Source organism: Pseudomonas sp. GCEP-101, from assembly GCF_025133575.1.
GTDB lineage: Bacteria > Pseudomonadota > Gammaproteobacteria > Pseudomonadales > Pseudomonadaceae > Pseudomonas > Pseudomonas nitroreducens_B.
In genome coordinates this window covers 2,343,983-2,364,457 of the sequence record NZ_CP104011.1, presented here as the reverse complement: position 1 = coordinate 2,364,457, position 20,475 = coordinate 2,343,983, and the positions used below count along the sequence as shown (strand labels likewise).

17 protein-coding genes are annotated in these 20,475 nt (G+C 67.2%); 9 read left to right on the top strand and 8 right to left on the bottom strand.

Translation table 11 applies throughout. The features are described from left to right. Positions 1-231: 231 nt before the first annotated feature. Entirely contained in the window at positions 232-1,668 is a 1,437-nt protein-coding gene (mdtD, locus tag N0B71_RS10715; RefSeq protein WP_259758891.1) for a multidrug transporter subunit MdtD, read from the top strand. Here mdtD and rloA3 read toward each other — a convergent pair whose 3' ends face one another. Both rloA3 and N0B71_RS10705 read right to left on the bottom strand, forming a co-directional pair. Beyond that, positions 1,669-2,181, bottom strand: coding sequence for a retropepsin-like aspartic peptidase RloA3 (gene rloA3 / locus N0B71_RS10710; protein ID WP_259758889.1), 513 nt, complete (start codon positions 2,179-2,181; stop codon positions 1,669-1,671). A 105-nt stretch (positions 2,182-2,286) separates the two neighbouring features. After that, a complete protein-coding gene (locus N0B71_RS10705; protein ID WP_015475193.1) occupies positions 2,287-2,499 on the bottom strand; it encodes a cold-shock protein in 213 nt (70 codons plus the stop codon). A 322-nt stretch (positions 2,500-2,821) separates the two neighbouring features. Between N0B71_RS10705 and dbpA the strand changes: the two genes are divergently transcribed. Together dbpA and yccS are read left to right on the top strand one after the other, a co-directional pair. Beyond that, positions 2,822-4,198 (top strand): ATP-dependent RNA helicase DbpA, encoded by a 1,377-nt coding sequence (gene dbpA / locus N0B71_RS10700; RefSeq protein WP_259758888.1) that lies wholly within the window; start codon positions 2,822-2,824, stop codon positions 4,196-4,198. Between the two features lie 325 nt (positions 4,199-4,523). Continuing rightward, complete coding sequence (gene yccS / locus N0B71_RS10695) at positions 4,524-6,719, top strand: YccS family putative transporter (RefSeq protein ID WP_259758886.1); 2,196 nt, start codon at positions 4,524-4,526, stop codon at positions 6,717-6,719. A gap of 93 nt (positions 6,720-6,812) precedes the next feature. Here the strand turns inward: yccS and N0B71_RS10690 are convergent, their stop codons facing one another. The 6 genes from N0B71_RS10690 to rpmE form a co-directional block, all read right to left on the bottom strand. Next, complete coding sequence (locus tag N0B71_RS10690) at positions 6,813-7,547, bottom strand: substrate-binding periplasmic protein (RefSeq protein WP_259758885.1); 735 nt, start codon at positions 7,545-7,547, stop codon at positions 6,813-6,815. A 62-nt stretch (positions 7,548-7,609) separates the two neighbouring features. Then, a complete protein-coding gene (locus N0B71_RS10685) occupies positions 7,610-8,383 on the bottom strand; it encodes a phosphatase PAP2 family protein (RefSeq protein ID WP_259758883.1) in 774 nt (257 codons plus the stop codon). A gap of 177 nt (positions 8,384-8,560) precedes the next feature. Continuing rightward, positions 8,561-9,829, bottom strand: coding sequence for a malic enzyme-like NAD(P)-binding protein (locus N0B71_RS10680; protein WP_259758882.1), 1,269 nt, complete (start codon positions 9,827-9,829; stop codon positions 8,561-8,563). A gap of 103 nt (positions 9,830-9,932) precedes the next feature. Further along, the gene (locus N0B71_RS10675) at positions 9,933-11,384 is read right to left on the bottom strand and encodes a M48 family metalloprotease (RefSeq protein ID WP_442964655.1); all 1,452 of its coding nucleotides are present in this window, start codon (positions 11,382-11,384) and stop codon (positions 9,933-9,935) included. After that, positions 11,381-12,133: a thermonuclease family protein gene (locus N0B71_RS10670; RefSeq protein WP_259758880.1), complete on the bottom strand. Its 753-nt coding sequence runs from the start codon at positions 12,131-12,133 to the stop codon at positions 11,381-11,383. Before N0B71_RS10670 ends, N0B71_RS10675 begins: the two co-directional genes overlap by 4 nt. A gap of 75 nt (positions 12,134-12,208) precedes the next feature. Further along, complete coding sequence (rpmE, locus tag N0B71_RS10665; protein WP_017520174.1) at positions 12,209-12,424, bottom strand: 50S ribosomal protein L31; 216 nt, start codon at positions 12,422-12,424, stop codon at positions 12,209-12,211. Between the two features lie 174 nt (positions 12,425-12,598). Between rpmE and N0B71_RS10660 the strand changes: the two genes are divergently transcribed. The 6 genes from N0B71_RS10660 (at position 12,599) to N0B71_RS10635 (ending at position 20,144) form a co-directional block, all read left to right on the top strand. Continuing rightward, positions 12,599-14,860 carry a primosomal protein N' gene (locus tag N0B71_RS10660; RefSeq protein ID WP_259758878.1) on the top strand — a complete coding sequence of 754 codons (2,262 nt, stop codon included), beginning with the start codon at positions 12,599-12,601 and terminating at the stop codon, positions 14,858-14,860. A 203-nt stretch (positions 14,861-15,063) separates the two neighbouring features. Then, entirely contained in the window at positions 15,064-16,803 is a 1,740-nt protein-coding gene (gene argS / locus N0B71_RS10655) for an arginine--tRNA ligase (RefSeq protein ID WP_259758877.1), read from the top strand. A gap of 6 nt (positions 16,804-16,809) precedes the next feature. Next, the gene (locus tag N0B71_RS10650; RefSeq protein ID WP_259758876.1) at positions 16,810-17,631 is read left to right on the top strand and encodes an SPOR domain-containing protein; all 822 of its coding nucleotides are present in this window, start codon (positions 16,810-16,812) and stop codon (positions 17,629-17,631) included. Positions 17,632-17,775: 144 nt separating this feature from the next. Further along, positions 17,776-18,312 (top strand): ATP-dependent protease subunit HslV, encoded by a 537-nt coding sequence (gene hslV / locus N0B71_RS10645; RefSeq protein WP_259758874.1) that lies wholly within the window; start codon positions 17,776-17,778, stop codon positions 18,310-18,312. Positions 18,313-18,341: 29 nt separating this feature from the next. Beyond that, positions 18,342-19,682: an ATP-dependent protease ATPase subunit HslU gene (gene hslU / locus N0B71_RS10640; RefSeq protein ID WP_259758873.1), complete on the top strand. Its 1,341-nt coding sequence runs from the start codon at positions 18,342-18,344 to the stop codon at positions 19,680-19,682. Between the two features lie 90 nt (positions 19,683-19,772). After that, positions 19,773-20,144, top strand: a complete 372-nt coding sequence (locus N0B71_RS10635) for a DUF971 domain-containing protein (RefSeq protein WP_259758871.1) — start codon at positions 19,773-19,775, stop codon at positions 20,142-20,144. Positions 20,145-20,475 lie beyond the last annotated feature (331 nt).

The following is a 20,475-nucleotide window of genomic DNA, read 5'->3' as shown; positions in this document are numbered from 1 at the left end:
CCGCCGTGGCCGGCGACAACCGGGAAAAGCACGGCGCGTTCACAGCGCCGCCACGCGACGCCGTTCACCGATGGCGCCGGGGAACTTCCCCGGCGCCGTGGGCGACGTGGTCATTCGGAACAATCACATCGGACGGTTCCGCAGCCGCTGTCGTACTTCACGCGCACCGATTTCTCCCGCAATCGCCAAAGTTTCCCTAAGCTAGAGCCATCCCCGCCCGACGGACCGACCATGAGCGAACCCTTCATCCTCACGCCCCGCGTGGCCCGCCTGCTGCCCTGGCTGGTGGCCATCGCCTTCTTCATGCAGGCCCTGGACGGCACCATCCTCAACACCGCGCTGCCGAGCATGGCCCGCTCCCTGGCAGAGGACCCGCTGCGCATGCAGGGCGTGGTGATCGCCTACCTGCTAACCGTGGCGCTGCTGATCCCCTCCTCCGGGTGGATTTCCGACCGCTTCGGCACGCGCCGGGTGTTCCTCTTCGCGATCTTCCTGTTCAGCCTGGGCTCGCTGCTCTGTGCGCTGTCCACCAGCCTCGGCACCCTGGTCGCCGCCCGCGTGGTGCAGGGGATCGGCGGCGCGCTGATGATGCCGGTCGGGCGCCTGGTGATCCTGCGCGTGTACCCGCGCACGGACCTGGTGCGCATCCTCAGCTTCGTCACCATCCCCGGCCTGCTCGGCCCGCTGGCCGGCCCGACGCTGGGCGGCTGGTTGGTGGAGTACGCCAGCTGGCACTGGATCTTCCTGATCAACCTGCCGGTGGGCCTGGTCGGCTTCATCGTGGCCCTGCGCCTGATGCCGGACCTGCGCGGCGTACGCGCAACGCGCTTCGACTCGATCGGCTTTTTGCTGTTTGGCGGCGCCATGGTGCTGATCACCATCGCCCTGGAGGGCCTGGGCGAACTGCACATGCCCCACGTGCGCGTGGTCCTGCTGCTGGTGGGCGGGCTGGTACTGCTGGCGGCGTACTGGCTGCGCGCGCTGCGCATCGAGGCGCCCCTGTTCCCGCCGGCGCTGTTCCGCACCCGCACCTTCGCCGTGGGGGTGCTGGGCAACCTGTTCGCGCGCCTGGGCAGCGGCTCCCTGCCCTTCCTCACGCCGCTGCTGCTGCAGGTTGGCCTGGGCTTCTCGCCCTCGCGCGCGGGGATGACGATGATCCCGATGGCGCTGTCGGCCATGGTCATCAAGTCGCTGGCCCGGCCGCTGCTGGACCTGTTCGGCTACCGCAAGCTGCTGGTGAGCAACACACTGCTGCTGGGGGCGATGATCGCCAGCCTCGGGCTGGTGGACCAGAACACCTCGTACATCCTGCTGCTGGTGCAACTGGCGGTGCTGGGCGGGATCAACTCGCTGCAGTTCACCGCGATGAACACCCTGACCCTGATCGACCTGCGCGACGACAATGCCAGCGCCGGCAACAGCCTGCTGTCGGTGGTCATGCAGCTGTCCATCGGCATGGGCATCGCCTGCGCGGCGGCGCTGCTGGGCGGCTTCACCGGGGATCAGGAAAGCGTGCAGGACGACGTGCTGTCAGCCTTCCACGCCACCTACTTCAGCGTCGGCATTCTCTCGATGCTGGCGGCGGCGATCTTCTTCCAGCTCAACGCCGAAGACGGCCGCACCACGCCACGCCGGGTCGAACCGGAGCATGGCGTGGAGGAGCACTGATCAGGGCTTGCAGGTGGGCGCGACGGTCTGGGTCTTCGAAGCGTCCACCGCGCCCAGGTGTTCCAGGGTGCGACGCCCGAGCAGTACCGGGTAGTCCAGGGTCTGGCGGTCACGCAGGGTGAACTGCTCGCGGTAGACCTTGCCGCCCAGGCACACGTCCATCAGCACCACCGGGCTGCGCTCGACGCCGCCCTCGGTCTTGAACTTGAGCACCCGCTCGACGCGCCGCTCGAAAGGCAGGCGCTGCTCCTTGCCGGTGGCCGGGTCGGTGAGCATCACGTCGTACTGCACCCAGCGCTCGCCGTTCTTCTTGATCCGGGTGATGTTGCGCGCATCCATCACCGAGGTCTGCGCGCCGGTATCCAGCTTGGCCTTGAGGGGCGCCTGCTCGGGCATCAGCGTGAGCGTCTCGACCCAGCCCCAGGTCGTGGGCTGCGCAGGCGCGTCGGCGGCCACGGCGCTGCCGGACACGAGCAGGCCGGCGAACAGCAGGCGAAAGGCGGAAAAAGGCATGGATGGCGGCTCCGGAAGTTCGATGGCAGTAACGTGGCATTGCCATAGGCAATAAAAAACCCCGGATGTTTCCACCCGGGGTTCTTTGGCTGACGCCAGGGGATCTTAGTTGATCACCTGTACGCGCTCGGCCTGCATGCCTTTCTGGCCCTGCACGACTTCGAAGCTGACTTTCTGGCCTTCGGCCAGGGTCTTGAAGCCGTTACCTTCGATAGCGCGGAAGTGAACGAATACGTCCGGGCCGCTTTCCGGGGTAATGAAGCCGTAGCCTTTGGTTTCGTTGAACCACTTGACGGTGCCGTTCTGACGATTCGACATGGTGTTCTCCTTGGAACATATTTTGAAAATTAGCCACGAGTGGCCAGGAACTGAGTTGCAAGGAGTTACAAGGAGTCGAGCAGGACGGGGTGGAATAACCGACCGCATCAGGTCACGATCGACGGCGACCCATGCAAACACAGTCCGGGAACTCTACGACAAAAATTCGCGGAAAGCGAATCTCTTGAAAAAACCGTTTATCGGCACTTCGGGAAATTCGGACGAGTGGCCTCAAACCCTTGCCATATCGGCTTCTCAGCCCTGCTGAGGGTGCTCTTCCTGCTACACTGCGCGGCCATATGGATTCACCCGGGCTCCCTTCGTGACCACCTCTGCATTTTCCAGCCTCGCGCTGTCGGCCGACCTGCTAGCCAACCTCGACTCCCTCGGCTACCGCGAGATGACGCCGATCCAGGCCGCCGCGCTGCCGGCGATCCTCAAGGGCCGCGATCTCATCGCTCAGGCCAAGACCGGCAGCGGCAAGACCGCCGCCTTCGGCATCGGCCTGCTCAGCCCGCTGAATCCGCGCTACTTCGGCTGCCAGGCGCTGGTGCTGTGCCCGACCCGCGAGCTGGCCGACCAGGTGGCCAAGGAAATCCGCCGCCTGGCCCGCGCCGCCGACAACATCAAGGTGCTGACCCTCTGCGGCGGCGTGCCCTTCGGCCCGCAGATCGGCTCGCTGGAGCACGGCGCCCACGTCGTGGTAGGCACGCCCGGGCGCATCCAGGAACACCTGCGCCGCGGCACCCTGAAGCTCGACGGCCTCAACACCCTGGTGCTCGACGAAGCCGACCGCATGCTCGACATGGGCTTCTACGACAGCATCGCCGACATCATCGGCCAGGCGCCGGCGCGTCGGCAGACCCTGCTGTTCTCCGCCACGTACCCCGAGGGCATCGGCCAACTGGCGGCGAAGTTCCTGAAGAACCCCGAGCGCGTGGAAGTGGAAGCGCTGCACGACGACAGCCAGATCGAGCAGCATTTCTACGAGATCGACGCGAAGCAGCGCCTGGATGCCGTCGTGCGCCTGTTGCAGCATTTCCGCCCGCAGTCCTGCGTCGCCTTCTGCCATACCCGCCAGCAGTGCACGGAAGTGGTCGAGCAACTCACGGCGCGCAAGATTTCCGCCCTGGCCCTGCACGGCGACCTGGAGCAGCGCGAGCGCGACCAGGTGCTGACCATGTTCGCCAACCGCAGCTGCAGCGTGCTGGTCGCCACCGACGTGGCCGCGCGCGGGCTGGACATCGCCGCGTTGGAAGCGGTGATCAACGTCGAGCTGTCGCGCGATGCGCAGGTCCACGTGCACCGCATCGGCCGCAGCGGCCGCGCCGGCGAGAAGGGCCTGGCGCTGTCGCTGGTGACGCCGGCCGAGGCCAGCCGCGCCCAGGCCATCGAAGACCTGCAGGGCGCGCCGCTGAACTGGGAGCGCATCGACTTCCTCAAGGCCAACGACGCCCCGCTGCTGCCGCCGATGACCACCCTGGCCATCGCCGGCGGGCGCAAGGACAAGCTGCGCCCCGGCGACATCCTCGGCGCCCTGACCGGCGATGCGGGCCTCAAGGGCACGCAGGTCGGCAAGATCGCCATCTTCGACTTCCAGGCCTTCGTCGCCGTCGAACGCGACGCCGCCAAGCAGGCGCTGAAGCACTTCAACGAAGGCAAGATCAAGGGCCGCTCGTTCAAGGCGCGGATTCTCTGATCCCACCCAAGGCGATCGATCAGGTAGCCCTGTAGGAGCGAGCTTGCTCGCGAACGGGCTATCCGGCAGCGCCAGTACGGGGCGGTTCGCGAGCAAGCTCGCTCCTACAGGTTGGTGCCCGCCCTGCCGCTCCCACAGGTTGGCGCTCGCGCTGCCGCTCGCGTAGGAGCGGACTCCGTCCGCGATGGTCTCCGGCGCGAGGCGAATCTATCGCGGACGAAGTCCGCTCCTGCGCAGGCGACATCCAACCTGTCGCGCTCGCGATAGCAGCGCGGCAGACGTTCCGCTAGTCTGAGCAGCAGACATACGGAAGTCCCGCACGCGCATGTTCTCCTCCCCTCTGCTCCAGTCTCTGCGGCGCCTCTGGGCGCTGGACAAGTTCGCCTACAGCCTGCGGGTGTTCGTCGCCCTCAGCGGGGTCATGCTCGCCTGCTGGCTGCAAGGGCAGCCGGCGCTGGTGATCCCGCTGTTCCTCGGCGTCATCGCCAGCGCCCTGGCGGAAACCGACGACCACTGGCTGGGCCGGCTGCAGGCGCTGCTGGTGACCCTGGCGTGCTTCACCATCGCCGCCTTCGCCGTGGAGCTGCTGTTCCCCTATCCGCCGCTGTTCGTCGCCGGCCTTGCGCTCTCGACCTTCGCCATGACGCTGCTCGGCGCCCTGGGCGAGCGCTACGCCGCCATTGCCTCGGCGACCCTGATCCTGTCGATCTACACCATGATCGGCGTCGACCAGCGCGGCGGCACGCCCACCGACTTCTGGCGCGAGCCGCTGCTGCTGGTCGCCGGCGCGCTCTGGTACGGCCTGCTTTCGGTGCTGTGGAACGCGCTGTTCGCCAACCAGCCGGTGCAGCAGAGCCTGGCCAAACTGTTCCTGGAGCTGGGCGAGTACCTGAAGATCAAGTCGACCCTGCTCGAGCCGCTGCGCCAGCTCGACGTCGAGGCCCAGCGCCTGGCCCTGGCGCGGCAGAACGGGCGGGTCGTGGTGGCGCTCAACCAGGCCAAGGAAACCATCCTCGCGCGCCTGTCCCACGGGCGCCCGAGCCCGAAGATCAGCCGCTACCTGAAGCTCTACTTCATCGCCCAGGACGTCCACGAACGCGCCAGCTCCTCGCACTATCCGTACAACCAGCTGGCCGAGGCCTTCTTCCACAGCGACGTGCTGTTCCGCTGCCAGCGTCTGCTCAACCAGCAGGGCAAGGCCTGCAAGGCGCTGGCGAAGGCGATCCAGCTGCGCCAGCCGTTCGACTACAACGACAGCGAACTGGCCCTGGCCGACCTCAATGCCTCGCTGGACTACCTGCGCCAGCAGGGCAACCCGGCCTGGCGCGGCCTGCTGCGCTCCCTCGGCGCGCTGGCGGCCAACCTCACCACGCTGGATAGAAAGCTCACGGGGGCGAGCAACCCCGACATGCTCGACGACGAGCAGGACAGCACCCTGCTGGACCGCTCGCCGCGCTCCCTGAAAGATGCGCTGGAGCGCATCCGCCTGCAGATTTCGCCGACCTCGCTGCTGTTCCGCCATGCCCTGCGCCTGTCGCTGGCGCTGGCCGCCGGCTACGGGGTGCTGCACCTGATCCACCCGACCCAGGGCTACTGGATCATGCTCACCACGGTGTTCGTCTGCCAGCCGAACTATGGCGCCACGCGCATCCGCCTGGTGCAGCGGATCCTCGGCACGCTGGTCGGCCTGGTGGCCGGCTGGGCGCTGATCGACCTGTTCCCCAACCCGCTGATCCAGTCGCTGCTGGCGGTGGTCGCGGGGGTCGCCTTCTTCGCCACGCGGAGCACGCGCTACACCCTGGCGACGGCGGCGATCACGCTGCTGGTGCTGTTCTGCTTCAACCAGGTGGGCGACGGTTACGGGCTGATCCTGCCGCGCCTGTTCGATACCCTGCTCGGTGCCGTGATCGCCGGCATCGCGGTGTTCCTGGTGCTGCCCGACTGGCAGGGGCGCAGCCTGCACCGGCTGGTCGGCGGCACCCTGGCCTGCAACAGCCGCTACCTGCGCGAGATCATGCAGCAGTACGCCAACGGCAAGCGCGACGACCTGGCCTACCGCACCGCCCGGCGCAACGCGCACAACGCCGACGCGACGCTCTCCACCACGCTGTCGAACATGCTGCTGGAGCCCGGCCACTTCCGGAAGGACGCGGAGATCGGCTTCCGCTTCCTGGTGCTCTCGCACACCCTGCTCAGCTACCTTTCCGCCCTTGGCGCGCACCGCCACCAGCTGCCGCCGGACGTCAACGACGAGCTCATCGCCGAGGCGGCCGAACGCCTGACCCACAGCCTCGACGACATCGCCGCGCGCCTCAACGAACGGCGCCCGGTGGACATCTACAGCGACGCGGAAGAGGCCCTGGCCAAGCGCCTGGAAGAGCTGCCCGAGGAGCAGGACGACGCCCACCGTCTGGTGCAGACCCAACTGGCGCTCATTTGCCGCCAGCTCACCCCGCTGCGCACCCTGGCCGCGCACCTGCTGAAGAAGGACATCGGCCCGGAGCAGGCCGACGCCGCCTGACGCGCCTTCCTGCAGGACCGGGCACCTAGCCCTTGCTCGTGAACAGAGGCAACCGAGTGCGGTTCGCGAGCAAGCTCGCTCCTACGAAAAGCCTTACAACCCATGCTCGCGCATCAGCGCCTCGTAGCTGCCGTCCTCGCGCATCTCGCGGATCGCCTTGTTGAACCCGGTGACGATCGCCGCGTGATTCGGCACATGCCGGCCGACCAGGATGTGCAGGCCGTTCTCGGTCAGCGGCACCGGCAGGAATTCCAGCTGGTCCTTGAGTTCGGCCAGGTCGCCGTTGAAGTGCACGCGGGCGGTGATCTCGTCTTCCAGGGTCAGGTCCACGCGCCCGGCCTGCAGCATCAGCGCCGCGTTGACGAAGCTGAACACCGCCACCCGCTGCAGCTTCGGGTCATTGTTGAAGGCGTCGGAATAGGCGTAGCCGCGCACCATGGCGATGCGGTACGGGTAGAGGTCCGCCAGCTTGCTGAAGGTGATCGGCGAGCCGTGGCGCTTGATCAGGCGCACACGGTTGACCAGATACGGCTCGGAGTACACGGCGAAGGCTTCGCGCTCGGGCGCATACCAGGCGTCCGCCACCAGGTCGTATTCGCCATTGGCCACCCCGTGCAGCACGCGCGGCCAGGGCACCTCGATGTATTCGCTGGCATAGCCGGCGCGCTGCAGCGCCGTCTGCACCAGGTGCACCGCCACGCCGTTGCCGGGCAACTGGCGGTCGGCATAGGGCGGCCAGCGGTCGGCGGCGATGCGCAGCACTTCCCCGGCCCGTGTCGCGCTGGCAATGCACAGGAACAGGAAGATCAGCAGCACGCGCAGCGGCATCGGGGGCGTCGTCCAGGGAGAAGCACTGAAGACTAGACGCTGCTCCCGGCGCCACGCCAACTTCAGAACAGCATCGCTGCGCGCAGGCTCATGCCGCCGCCGGTTTCGGGCACCACCGCGACGTTGTAGCGCTCGCTCGGCGGCCCCTCGAGGAACAGGTTGTAGGTGAAGTTGGCGAAGAAGTTGCCCACCGCCATCCCCACCAGCACATCGGTGGGATAGTGCTTGTCGCCTTCCACGCGTGACAGCGCGGTCAGCCCGTCGAGGGTGTAGAGCCCGGCCTTGGCGGTGTAGCGCCAGGTCGGGTCCATGTCGATGTAGTCCAGGTTGCGGCGGGTGAAGCTGGTGTGCACGGCCGTCACGGCGGTGTGCTTGGACGGGAAGGAGTCGTCGGGAATGCCGTCCGGCCGTTCGCGCCCGGACCATTCCTTGGCCTCCTCGACGAAGCCGGTCACCGCGTAGCGGTCCGCCGTCAGCAGCGCCAGGTTGCGCCCGCGCCAGCTCCACGTTTCCTCGCTGCCCGTGTCCTTGGGAGCGGCCACCAGGGCGGTGACGACGCTCAGGCCGGTGGCCAGGTTGAGCATGCGGTCGGCAGCCTGGTTGGCGTCGCCGCCGAAGAACCAGTCGTGGTTGCTCGCCGATTTCTGCCAGGAGTGGTCCCAGCCGCCAGCGGCGATCACCGCCGCGCCGGCCACCGGAGCCCAGACGTCGGCGCTGGTCACGGCGCGCTGCGCCGAATCCCCTACCCGCTCCCAGCTCATCGATGGCGCGCCGGCGCACCCGATGAGCCCGGCGCCGGCCGCCAGGGCGGCGACTGCCAGCAATGTGCGATTCATGATGTCCCCCATGCGCCCGGCCCGCTCCGGGGCAGCGGACGCGTCAATGCATGAGCGGGGAAGGATAGTCCGGCACTTTCTGAAGGCCCCTGCCTTCAGTCAGTAATAGGTAACTCTTCGTTTCGTACGCTGAAAAAAGAAAACCCCGCCGAGGCGGGGTTTTCATGTCAGACGGAATCAGCCTTTGAAGACGTCTTCCACCGACTGCAGCGGGTAATGCTTCGGATACGGCAGGGTCGCCACGCCGGTCTCGATGGCAGCCTTGGCCACGGCATCGGAGACGATGGTGATCAGGCGCTTGTCCATCGGTTTCGGAATGATGTACTCGCGGCCGAACTCAATGGCGCTCACGCCGTAGGCGTCGCACACGTCCTTGGGTACCGGCAGCTTGGCCAGGTCACGCAGGGCCAGGGCGGCGGCGATCTTCATTTCTTCGTTGATGCGGGTGGCGCGCACGTCCAGGGCACCGCGGAAGATGAAGGGGAAGCCCAGCACGTTGTTGACCTGGTTCGGGTAGTCCGAACGGCCGGTGGCCATGATCACGTCGTCGCGGGTGGCGTGGGCCAGTTCCGGCTTGATTTCCGGGTCCGGGTTGGAGCAGGCGAAGACGATCGGGTTCGGCGCCATGCGCTTGAGGTCTTCGGCGCTCAGCAGGTTCGCGCCGGAGAGGCCGACGAACACGTCGGCGCCGTCGAGGGCGTCGGACAGGGTGCGCTTGTCGGTTTCGGTGGCGAACACCGCCTTGTACTGGTTCAGGTCGTTGCGGCCGGCGTGGATCACGCCCTGGCGGTCGATCATGTAGATGTTCTCGACCTTGGCACCCATGCTCACCAGCAGCTTCATGCAGGAGATGGCGGCGGCGCCGGCGCCCAGGCAGACGATCTTCGCGGTTTCCAGCTGCTTGCCGGCGATTTCCAGGGCGTTGAGCATGCCGGCGGCGGTGACGATGGCGGTGCCGTGCTGGTCATCGTGGAAGACCGGGATGTCGCACTGCTCGATCAGGGCGCGCTCGATCTCGAAGCACTCGGGTGCCTTGATGTCTTCCAGGTTGATGCCGCCGAAGGTGATGGAGATGCGCTTGACGGTATCGATGAAGGCCTGCGGGCTCTCGGCGTCGACTTCGATGTCGAACACGTCGACACCGGCGAAGCGCTTGAACAGCACGCCCTTGCCTTCCATGACCGGCTTGGAGGCCAGCGGGCCGAGGTTGCCCAGGCCGAGAATGGCGGTGCCGTCGGAAATGACCGCGACCAGGTTGCCCTTGCCGGTGTACTTGAAGGCCAGTTCCGGATCACGCGCGATTTCGCGCACCGGCTCGGCGACGCCCGGGCTGTACGCCAGCGACAGGTCGCGGGCGGTGACGGTCGGCTTGGTCAGCTCGACGCTCAGCTTACCGGGGCGGGGTTGGGCGTGATATTCGAGGGCAGCGGTCTTGAGATCAGACATTTGGGCACTTCCGCTTTTGTTGCTTGTTGGACAGACGGGGGTCCGAGCATACGCACAAACCCCGCACCTGCCAAGGTAGCCCAAGCCCCTGCTGTCAAGACCTCTAGCGTACGACTTTCAGCCAATCGCCAGCTTTTGGCTGACCAGTTGGATACAAGTCATTCAATAAACGTATACGATTTATCGAGTCAGATTCCGGACCGGATTCGGCCTTCGCGAACTGCTCGACAGTCTGCCCGGATTTGACCTGAATGACGGCGATCCGGCGCGGTTGCGCAAGCTTCTGTTCGTCCGCGCGCATCGGCCGGAAGCTGCGGATGACCCGCATGAAGTTGTCGTCTTCGCTCTCCAGCGAGGCGCGACCTTTGACCACACCGATGAACAGGTAGGCGTGGTCCTTCTGGTAGATCACCGCCGCGCGGCGTGCCGGCGAGCCGGGCACCACGCCGGTGGCGACGTCGAGGCCGGCCTGCTGGAAGCTTTCTTCGTTCGATAACCGCCCACCCGCGCCCTTGCGCAGGAATTCCGCCGGGGTCAGCTGGCCGTCGCGCGGCACCAGCTTCATGCCGATGTAGGCCTGCTGGTCGGCGGTGTAGCCCACCAGCGCGGTGGGCTGGTTGAGGATGCCCCAGCCGGCCGGATAGGTCAGGGTGAAGTCCAGCTCGGCATGGTAGAAGCTCTGGCCGCGGCGCACGCCGCTGGCGGCGGAGTCGCCGAAGGGCATGCCGTCGATGGCCTTCAGGTAGCGCTCGGCGCCGATCTCATGCTGGCTGTTGCCAGCCAGGGCCTGGGCGGGGCCGATCACCTGCTTCAGGCGCTGGTCGTTGTCCGGGTGGGTATCGAAGAGCCCGTGGTAGCCCACTGGCTGGGCTGCCTGGCCCTTGCGCGCGGCCTCGTCGCGGGCGAAGTCTTCCTGGTTCTTCAGCACTCGCACCACCTGGATCATGGCGGTCGGGTCGTAGCCGGCGCGGGCCAGGTACTTGGCCCCAAGGCCGTCGGCCTCCAGTTCCATGTCGCGGCCGTAGCCACGCACGAAGGCGGTGCCGAGCACGTTGGTCAGGTCCGCCGCCGCGCCGACCCCGGTGCCGATGGCCACGGCCTGGCCGAGAATGTTCCAGGCGCTGGACTGGCTCTGCTGGCGCACGCTGTGGCGCGCGGTGACGTGGCCGACCTCGTGGCCGAGCACGGCGGCCAGCTCCGCTTCGGAGCCCAGGTACGCCATCAGCCCGCGGTGGATATAGATGTAGCCGCCGGGCAGGGCGAAGGCGTTGATGTCGGGGGTGTCGATGACGGTGAAGTGGTACTGCAGGGTTGGCCGGTCACCGGCGCGGGCGACGCGCTCGCCGACCTGCTGGACATAGGCCTGCAGCCTGGCGTCCTCGTAACGCGGGTACTGCTTGAGGATCTCCTGGCTGTACTTCTGGCCCATCTCCAGCTCGCTCTGCTCGCTCATCATCACGAAGTCAGACTTGCCGGTGGCCGGGTTGGTGGCGCAGCCGCCGAGGACACTCAGCAGCGCCAGCAGGGCCAGGATTCCGAACGAGCGCACGCTCATGGCAATACCTCCATCATCGCCGGGTCGGTCACAGGCAGCATCCAGCGCGCCTGTCCAGGTTTCACGCCACCGCGCTCGGCGCGGTCGATGACCCAGCCGCGCGCCTCTACCTGTCGACCCTCGAGGTCGCGCAGGGTTGCATCGTCAAAGCCCCTCACCAGCCTGGCCTCGATCCGCAGCACCAGCGGGCCGTCGAGATCGATCCACAGGCCGCCGCGGTTGCGTTGCACCTGCCGGACCCGCCCGCGCACCACGGCAAACCCGCTGTCGTGAAGCTGCTCGGCCGTCTGCACCGGGGACTTCTTCCACAGCCCCCGCTTGGCGCCGCGGGCCTCGCGCTCGGCCGCCTGCTGGCAGGCCGCGAGATCGGTGTTGGGAGCGATAGCTACAAGGTAGCCCAGGCCTTCGGCGAGCAGGCGGGATTCGAGGTTGTTGCCGCGGGCGTCATAGGTGTGCGCGAGGGTGCGGCCGTACTTGTCCTTGCCCTGCCGACCGATGACCAGGCCGACCTCGCCGTCGTTGGCCGCCACCAGTTCCTGCAGGCGGCGCTGGGCGGCCACGGCGAAGGGCTCTTCGGAGCGGCCGTGGTGGGCCAGTTCCGGGGCGTTCACGCCGATCAGGCGGACGCTGCGGCCGTCGGCCAGCTTGAGCGTGTCACCGTCCACCACCCGCGCCACGCGCACCGTTTCTGGCGACGAAGGCGTCGGGCAGGCAGCGGCGCTGGCGTCCAGGGTAAAAAGGACGGCCATAAAAAAGGCGCCCACGAGGGACGCCTTTTTCGAGATGCCGTAAGAAACCATGAAGGCTCTTTCCGGAAATCGATCTTACTTCTTGCCGCCGAACATGGCGAAACGCTGGTTGAAGCGATCGATACGGCCGCCGGTGTCCAGGACTTTCTGCTTGCCGGTGTAGAACGGGTGGCATTCGGAGCAGACGTCCAGGTGGATAGCCTTGCACAGGGTCGAACGGGTCTTGATCACGTTGCCGCAGCTGCAGGTGGCTTCGATTTCTTCGTACGCGGGATGGATTTCCGGTTTCATGCTCTTTTCCTCTGGTGGTGTGCCGCCACCCAGTCTCTGGCAGAAGCCGAGCCACGGCCATCAAGGACCGCGGGCGGGATCTTTTACCGGGCACCGCACGCAAATTAAGGGCGTGGATCATACCAGAGATCGCCTTCAACGCAAGATCAGGCATGACCGACCGTCGCATCGCCCATGCTACCATCCGACGCTCCTTGCCGCCCCGGAATCCGTCGCGTGCCCTCACCCGCCATCCTGCGTCTTGCCCTGCCCTCGCCGCTGCGCCGCCTGTTCGATTACCTGCCTCCGCGCGGGGTCGATGTGCAGCGCCTGCAGCCGGGCGTGCGCCTGCGCGTGCCGTTCGGCCGCCGCGAGATGGTCGGCGTGCTGGTGGACAAGGTGGACACCTCCGACGTACCGGCAGACAAGCTGCGCCCGGCGCTGGCGGTACTCGACCGCGAGCCGCCGATGCCGGCGCACCTGCTGGAGCTGTGCCGCTGGACGTCGCAGTATTACCAGCACAGCCTGGGCGACACGCTGTCCTGGGCGCTGCCCAACCTGCTGCGCCAGGGCGACCCGGCCGAGGCGCGACAGCAGCGCTTCTGGCACGCCGAACCCGGCGCCCGCGAGGAAGACCCGCGCCTGGCCCGCGCACCGCGCCAGCGCGAGACGCTGAAGATCCTCAAGCAGCACCCCCACGGTGTCGCCCACGACCTGCTCAGCCAGTTGCAGATCAACAAGGACAGCCTCGACCTGCTGCAGGAAAAGGGCCTGGTCAGCCTGGAGGTGCGCGTGCACAGCGTGCCGCCGCACCACGGACCCTGGCTGGCGCAGGCGGAGCTGCCGCTGAACCCGGAGCAGCGCGCCGCTTTCGAGGCGGTGCGTGCCGGCTTCGGCAGCTTCCACAGCTTCCTCCTGGCGGGCGTCACCGGCAGCGGCAAGACCGAGGTCTACCTGCAGCTGATCCGCGAAACCCTGGAAGCCGGCAAGCAGGCGCTGGTGCTGATCCCCGAGATCAACCTCGGCCCGCAGACGCTGTCGCGCTTCGAGCGCCGCTTCAACGCGCGCATCGCCCTGCTGCACTCCGCGCTGACCGACCGCGAGCGCCTCGACGCCTGGCTGGCGGCCCGCGACGGCGAGGCGGACATCGTCATCGGCACCCGCTCGGCGCTGTTCACCCCGCTGAAGAACCCGGGGCTGATCATCATCGACGAGGAACACGACGCTTCCTATAAACAGCAGGAAGGGCTGCGCTACCACGCCCGCGACCTGGCCATGGTGCGCGCGCGGCTGGAGAACGTGCCCATCCTGCTGGGCTCCGCCACGCCGGCGCTGGAAAGCCTGCACAACGCCCAGAGCGGCCGCTACGGCCTGCTGCGCCTGACCCAGCGCGCCGGCGGCGCGCACCAGCCGACGTTCCACCGCCTGGACGTGAAGAGCCTGCCGCTGGATTCGGGCATTTCCATGCCGCTGCAGCGCTCGATCAAGGAAACCCTGGCCGCCGGCCAGCAGGTGCTGGTCTACCTGAACCGCCGCGGCTTCGCCCCGACCCTGCTGTGCCACGATTGCGGCTGGATCAGCCAGTGCCCGCGCTGCGACGCGCGGATGACCGTGCACCAGGGCAGCGGCGAGCTGCGCTGCCACCACTGCGACCACCGCGAGCGGCCGCCGCGCAATTGCCCGAAATGCGGCACCGTGGACCTGCGCCCGGTCGGCGCCGGCACCGAGCGTGCCGAGGAACGCCTGCGCATCCTCTTCCCCGATTACCCGGTGCTGCGCATCGACCGCGACAGCACCTCGCGCAAGCACGCCATGCGCGACCTGTTCGCCACCATCAACAAGGGCGAGCCGTGCATCCTGGTGGGCACGCAGATGCTCGCCAAGGGGCACCATTTCCCGCGCGTAACCCTGGTGGCGATCCTCGACGCCGATGGCGGGCTGTTCTCCGCTGACTTCCGCGCCAGCGAGCGCATGGCCCAGCAGATCGTCCAGGTTGCCGGGCGCGCCGGGCGGGCCGAGGAGCCGGGCCGCGTGCTGATCCAGACCCACCTGGCCGACCACCCATTGCTGGTGCAGCTCACCGAACAGGGTTATTTCGCCTTCGCCGACCAGGCCCTGGCCGAACGTCGCGCCGCCGGCCTGCCGCCCTTCTCGCACCTCGCCCTGCTGCGCGCCGAGGCGCACAAGCCGGGGCAGGCCGAGGGCTTCCTCGACGAAGCCTGCGCCGAGGCCGAGCGCCTGCAGGCCGCACTCGGCCATGACGTGGAACTCCTCGGCCCGGTACCGGCTCCCATGGAGCGCCGCGCCGGCCGCTACCGGGCCCAATTGCTGCTGATGTGCCCGGCCCGTGCGCCGTTGCATCGCCTGCTCACGCCGTGGCTGCAACTGCTCGAAGGCATGCCCAGCGGGCGCCAGGTACGCTGGTCGCTGGATGTGGACCCGATTGACCTCTTCTGACAGACGCGCCGCACGGATAAAACCCTCCGGGCCTGTGCATCCGTCCTACATTGACTTCCATCAGCCGCGACGGATGGCACAGCGGCGAGACTGAACTTGGAGCGCTCCGCGGTTGGCAAGCCATGCCCGGCCACGGATAATGCGCGGTTCTGAGCCCGATAACCGGTCGCGCGCGCCGGATGCACGCGAGCACGGAGAAAACCATGAAAGACACGATTCGCCACCTGATCCAGCAAGCCCTTGTCCGCCTCACCGAGAACGGCACCCTGCCGGCCGGCCTGACGCCCGACATCCAGGTGGAGAACACCAAGGACCGAACCCACGGTGACTTCGCCAGCAACATCGCCATGATGCTGGCCAAGCCCGCCGGCATGAAGCCGCGCGACCTCGCCACCCAGCTGGTGGAGGCGCTGCCGCAGAGCCCGGAAGTGGCCAAGGTCGAGATCGCCGGCCCCGGCTTCCTGAACTTCTTCCAGGACCAGGCCTGGCTCGCCGCCAGCCTCGACAAGGCCCTGGCCGACGGCCACATCGGCGTGCGCAAGGCCGGCCCGGCCCAGCGCGTGGTGGTCGACCTGTCCTCGCCGAACCTGGCCAAGGAAATGCACGTCGGCCACCTGCGCTCGACCATCATCGGCGACGCCGTCAGCCGCGTGCTGGAATTCCTCGGCGACACGGTGATCCGCCAGAACCACGTGGGCGACTGGGGCACCCAGTTCGGCATGCTGCTGGCCTACCTGGAAGAACAACCGGTGGATGCCCAGGCCGAACTGCACGACCTGGAAGTCTTCTACCGCGCCGCCAAGAAGCGCTTCGACGAGTCCGCCGAGTTCGCCGACCGCGCCCGTGAGCTGGTGGTGAAGCTGCAGGCCGGCGATCCCAAGTGCCTGGCCCTGTGGACCCGCTTCAACGACATCTCCCTGTCGCACTGCCAGAAGGTCTACGACCTGCTGGGCGTGAAGCTGACCATGGCCGACGTGAAGGGCGAGAGTGCCTACAACGACGACCTCGCCCAGGTGGTGGCCGACCTCACCGCCAAGGGCCTGCTGGTCGAGAGTGACGGCGCCCTGTGCGTGTTCCTCGACGAGTTCAAGAACGCCGAAGGCGAGCCGCTGCCGGTGATCGTGCAGAAGGCCGGCGGTGGCTACCTCTACGCCACCACCGACCTCGCCGCCATGCGCTACCGGCACAAGGTGCTGCACGCCGACCGCGTGCTGTACTTCGTCGACCAGCGCCAGGCCCTGCACTTCCAGCAGGTGTTCGAAGTCGCCCGCCGCGCCGGTTTCGTCCCGGCCGGCATGGAACTGGAGCACATGGGCTTCGGTACCATGAACGGCGCCGACGGCAAGCCGTTCAAGACCCGCGACGGCGGCACCGTGAAGCTGATCGACCTGCTGATCGAGGCCGAGGAGCGCGCCTACGCCCTGGTGAAGGGCAAGAACCCCGACTTCAGCGAGCAGGACCTGCGCCAGATCGCCCACGCAGTGGGTATCGGCGCGGTGAAGTACGCCGACCTGTCCAAGCACCGCACCAGCGACTACAGCTTCAACTTCGACCTGATGCTGAGCTTCGAGGGCAACACCGCGCCGTACCTCCTGTATGCGTACACCCGCGTGGCGAGCATCTTCCGCAAGCTGGGCAAGGGCTATGACGAAGTCGGCGGCAAGATTGTCCTGCAGCAACCGCAGGAAATCGCCCTGGCCGCACAGCTGGCGCAGTTCACCGACCTGCTCAACAACGTCGCCGTGAAGGGTGTCCCGCACATCCTCTGCGCCTACCTGTACGAGCTGGCTGGGCTGTTCTCCAGCTTCTACGAGCACTGCCCGATCCTCACCGCCGAGGACCCGGCGCAACAGGAAAGCCGCCTGCGCCTCGCTGCGCTGACCGGCCGCACCCTCAAGCAGGGCCTGGAGCTGCTGGGCCTGGAAACCCTGGAGCGCATGTAAGCACCCATGGCGAAGAAGAAACCCGCTCCCAAGCGCGGCGCCAGCCGCTACCAGGCCCCGGCCAAGAAGACGTCGGTCCCCGGCTGGGTCTGGCTGGTCGCAGGCCTGGCCATCGGCGGCTTCATCATGTTCCTGATGAAGCTGGAGCCGGGTCGCAACGACGTCAAGCGCGAGAAGCCGGAGGCGCCCAAGACCGTGGTCGGCTCCAACAAGCCCTCCGGCACCGTGCAGCCGCAACAGCCGGCCACCCCCACCGGGGTGAAGCCCAAGTACGACTTCTACACCCTGCTGCCGGGTTCGGAAGTCGCCGTGCCGCCCGAAGCTGTGCCGCCGCCCACCAAGCCGCAGCCGGCGCAACCGCCGCAGACCGTGGTGGCGACCAAGGAAGAAGCCGAGAAGATCGACACCCAGCGCGCCCTGGCCGCGCTGAGCGGGCAGAATCCGCCGCCGCCCGCGGTGGTCAAGCCGGCGACGCCCGCCACGCCGCCCGCGACCCAGGTCGCCAGCGCGCAGAAGCAGGCCCTGCCGCAGGCACCGGCCAGCGACACCGCGCCGGCCAAGCCGACGCCGCCGCCGGCCGTCGCCGCGACGCAGTACTACCTGCAGGCCGGCTCGTTCCGTAAACAGACCGACGCCGACCACCTGCGCGCGCAGATCATCATGATGGGCCAGAACGCCCGCGTGGAATCGGGCACCGTGCGCGACGAAACCTGGTACCGGGTGATGGTCGGCCCGTACGGCGACCGCGCCAAGGCCTCCGCCGCGCAGAAGCAGCTCGCCGGCAACGGCTTCAGCAACCTGCTGTTACAGCAGCGCCAGACCCGCTGATCCTGCGCTGCAGCAAGGCTTGCGCCGACGGGCGGCGCGCGAAATGCGCGCTACTCGTCCGGCGCAGGACTTGAACCCCGCCTTCCCAGTCCCCATCTGACTCTGCATTCGGGCACAACGCCCCGCTAGTGTGGAGTAAGACCCTTGACCACCATCGTATCTGTCCGCCGCAATGGCAAAGTCGTCATGGGCGGCGACGGCCAGGTTTCCCTGGGCAACACCGTGATGAAAGGCAACGCGAAGAAAGTCCGCCGCCTGTACCACGGTGAAGTGCTGGCCGGCTTTGCCGGCGCCACCGCCGATGCCTTCACCCTCTTCGAACGCTTCGAGCAGCAGCTGGAGAAACACCAGGGCCACCTGGTGCGCGCCGCTGTCGAGCTGGCCAAGGACTGGCGTACCGACCGCTCCCTGAGCCGCCTGGAAGCCATGCTGGCAGTCGCCAACAAGGACGCCTCGCTGATCATCACCGGCAACGGCGACGTGGTCGAACCCGAGCATGGCCTGATCGCCATGGGTTCGGGCGGCGGCTTCGCCCAGGCAGCGGCACTGGCCCTGCTGCAGAAAGGCACCGACGAGATGAGCGCCCGCGAAATCGCCGAGACCGCCTTGAACATCGCCGGCTCCATCTGCGTGTTCACCAACCAGAACCTGACCATCGAGGAGCTGGACAGCGCGGTCTGAGACCCGCTGTCCCTCCGGAGCACCCGTACATGTCCATGACTCCCCGCGAGATCGTCCACGAACTCAACCGCCACATCATCGGCCAGGACGACGCCAAGCGCGCCGTCGCCATCGCCCTGCGCAATCGCTGGCGGCGCATGCAGCTGCCGGCCGAGCTGCGCGCCGAGGTGACGCCCAAGAACATCCTGATGATCGGCCCGACCGGTGTGGGCAAGACCGAGATCGCCCGTCGCCTGGCCAAGCTGGCCAACGCGCCCTTCATCAAGGTGGAAGCGACCAAGTTCACCGAGGTCGGCTACGTCGGCCGCGACGTCGAATCGATCATCCGCGACCTCGCCGATGCCGCGATCAAGATGCTCCGCGAGCAGGAAGTGCAGAAGGTGAAATACCGCGCCGAAGACGCCGCCGAAGAGCGCATCCTCGACGCCCTGCTGCCGCCGGCGCGCACCACCGGTTTCGGTGACGAGCCGCCGCGCGAGGATTCCAACACCCGCCAGCTGTTCCGCAAGCGCCTGCGCGAAGGCCAGCTGGACGACAAGGAAATCGACATCGAGGTCGCCGACATCCCCTCGGGCGTGGAAATCATGGCCCCGCCCGGCATGGAAGAGATGACCAACCAGTTGCAGAACCTGTTCTCCAACATGGGCAAGGGCAAGCGCAAGACCCGCAAGCTGAAGGTCGCCGAGGCGATGAAGCTGATCCGCGACGAGGAAGCCCAGCGCCTGGTCAACGAAGAAGACCTCAAGGCCCGCGCCCTGGAGGCGGTGGAGCAGAACGGCATCGTCTTCATCGACGAGATCGACAAGATCGCCAAGCGCGCCAATGCCGGCGGCGCCGACGTCTCCCGTGAAGGCGTGCAGCGCGACCTGCTGCCGCTGATCGAGGGCTGCACGGTGAACACCAAGCTGGGCATGGTGAAGACCGACCACATCCTGTTCATCGCCTCGGGCGCGTTCCACCTGTCCAAGCCCAGCGACCTGGTGCCGGAACTGCAGGGCCGCCTGCCGATCCGCGTCGAACTCAAAGCCCTGAGCCCGAGCGACTTCGAGCGCATTCTCAGCGAGCCGCACGCGTCGCTGACCGAGCAGTACACCGCGCTGCTGAAGACCGAGGGCCTGGACATCGAGTTCGCCGCCGACGGCATCAAGCGCCTGGCGGAGATCGCCTACCAGGTCAACGAGAAGACCGAGAACATCGGTGCCCGTCGCCTGCACACCCTGCTCGAGCGCCTGCTCGAAGAGGTGTCGTTCGATGCCGCCGACCTCGCCAGCGAGCACAGCGACAAGGCCATCGTGATCGACGCGGCCTACGTCAACGGCCACCTGGGCGAGCTGGCCCAGGACGAAGACCTGTCGCGCTACATTCTCTAAGCGAGCCGCCGACGCAACGGGGCGCCTCAGGGCGCCCCGCTGCGTTTGCGCCAGCGCTACAATGCCGCCATCGCCGTCCAGGAGCTGCCCATGCGCATCCCGTCCGCCATCAAGCTGCACAAGGCCTCGAAAAAGCTGTCGCTGACTTACGGGGAGCAGTCCTTTGATCTGTCCGCCGAGTTCCTGCGCGTGCATTCGCCGTCGGCGGAAGTCCAGGGCCATGGCAACCCGGTATTGCAGGTGGGCAAGCTGAACGTCGGCCTGAGCAACCTGGAGCCGGCCGGGCAGTACGCGCTCAAGCTGACCTTCGACGACGGCCACGACAGCGGCCTGTTCACCTGGGATTACCTGTACGAATTGTGCGTGCGCCACGACGAGATGTGGGCCGACTACCTGGCGCAGCTGGAGAAGGCCGGCCAATCCCGCGACCCGTCGGAATCTGTCGTCAAGCTGATGCTGTAAGCCGCTAACGCCGAAATTCCGCCTGCGTAGGAGCGGACTCCGTCCGCGATCGGTCCGAGGCTACGCCAGGCCCATCGCGGATAAATCCGCTCCTACAATTGCTCCGCACCTCGCTCTACCGTGTAGGGCGCATAACGCCCAAGGCGTTATCCGCCATGGATGCCATCGGCGGATAACCCGTTCCGGGTTATGCACCCTACGCGCTGATCTCCCCACGCCACCGCATTTCTGTAGGAGCGAGCTTGCTCGCGAATAGCCCCGCAACAGGGGTGGGTTCGCGAGCAAGCTCGCTCCTACGAAAGAGACCCTCCGCACCAACCTTCGTCGGGCA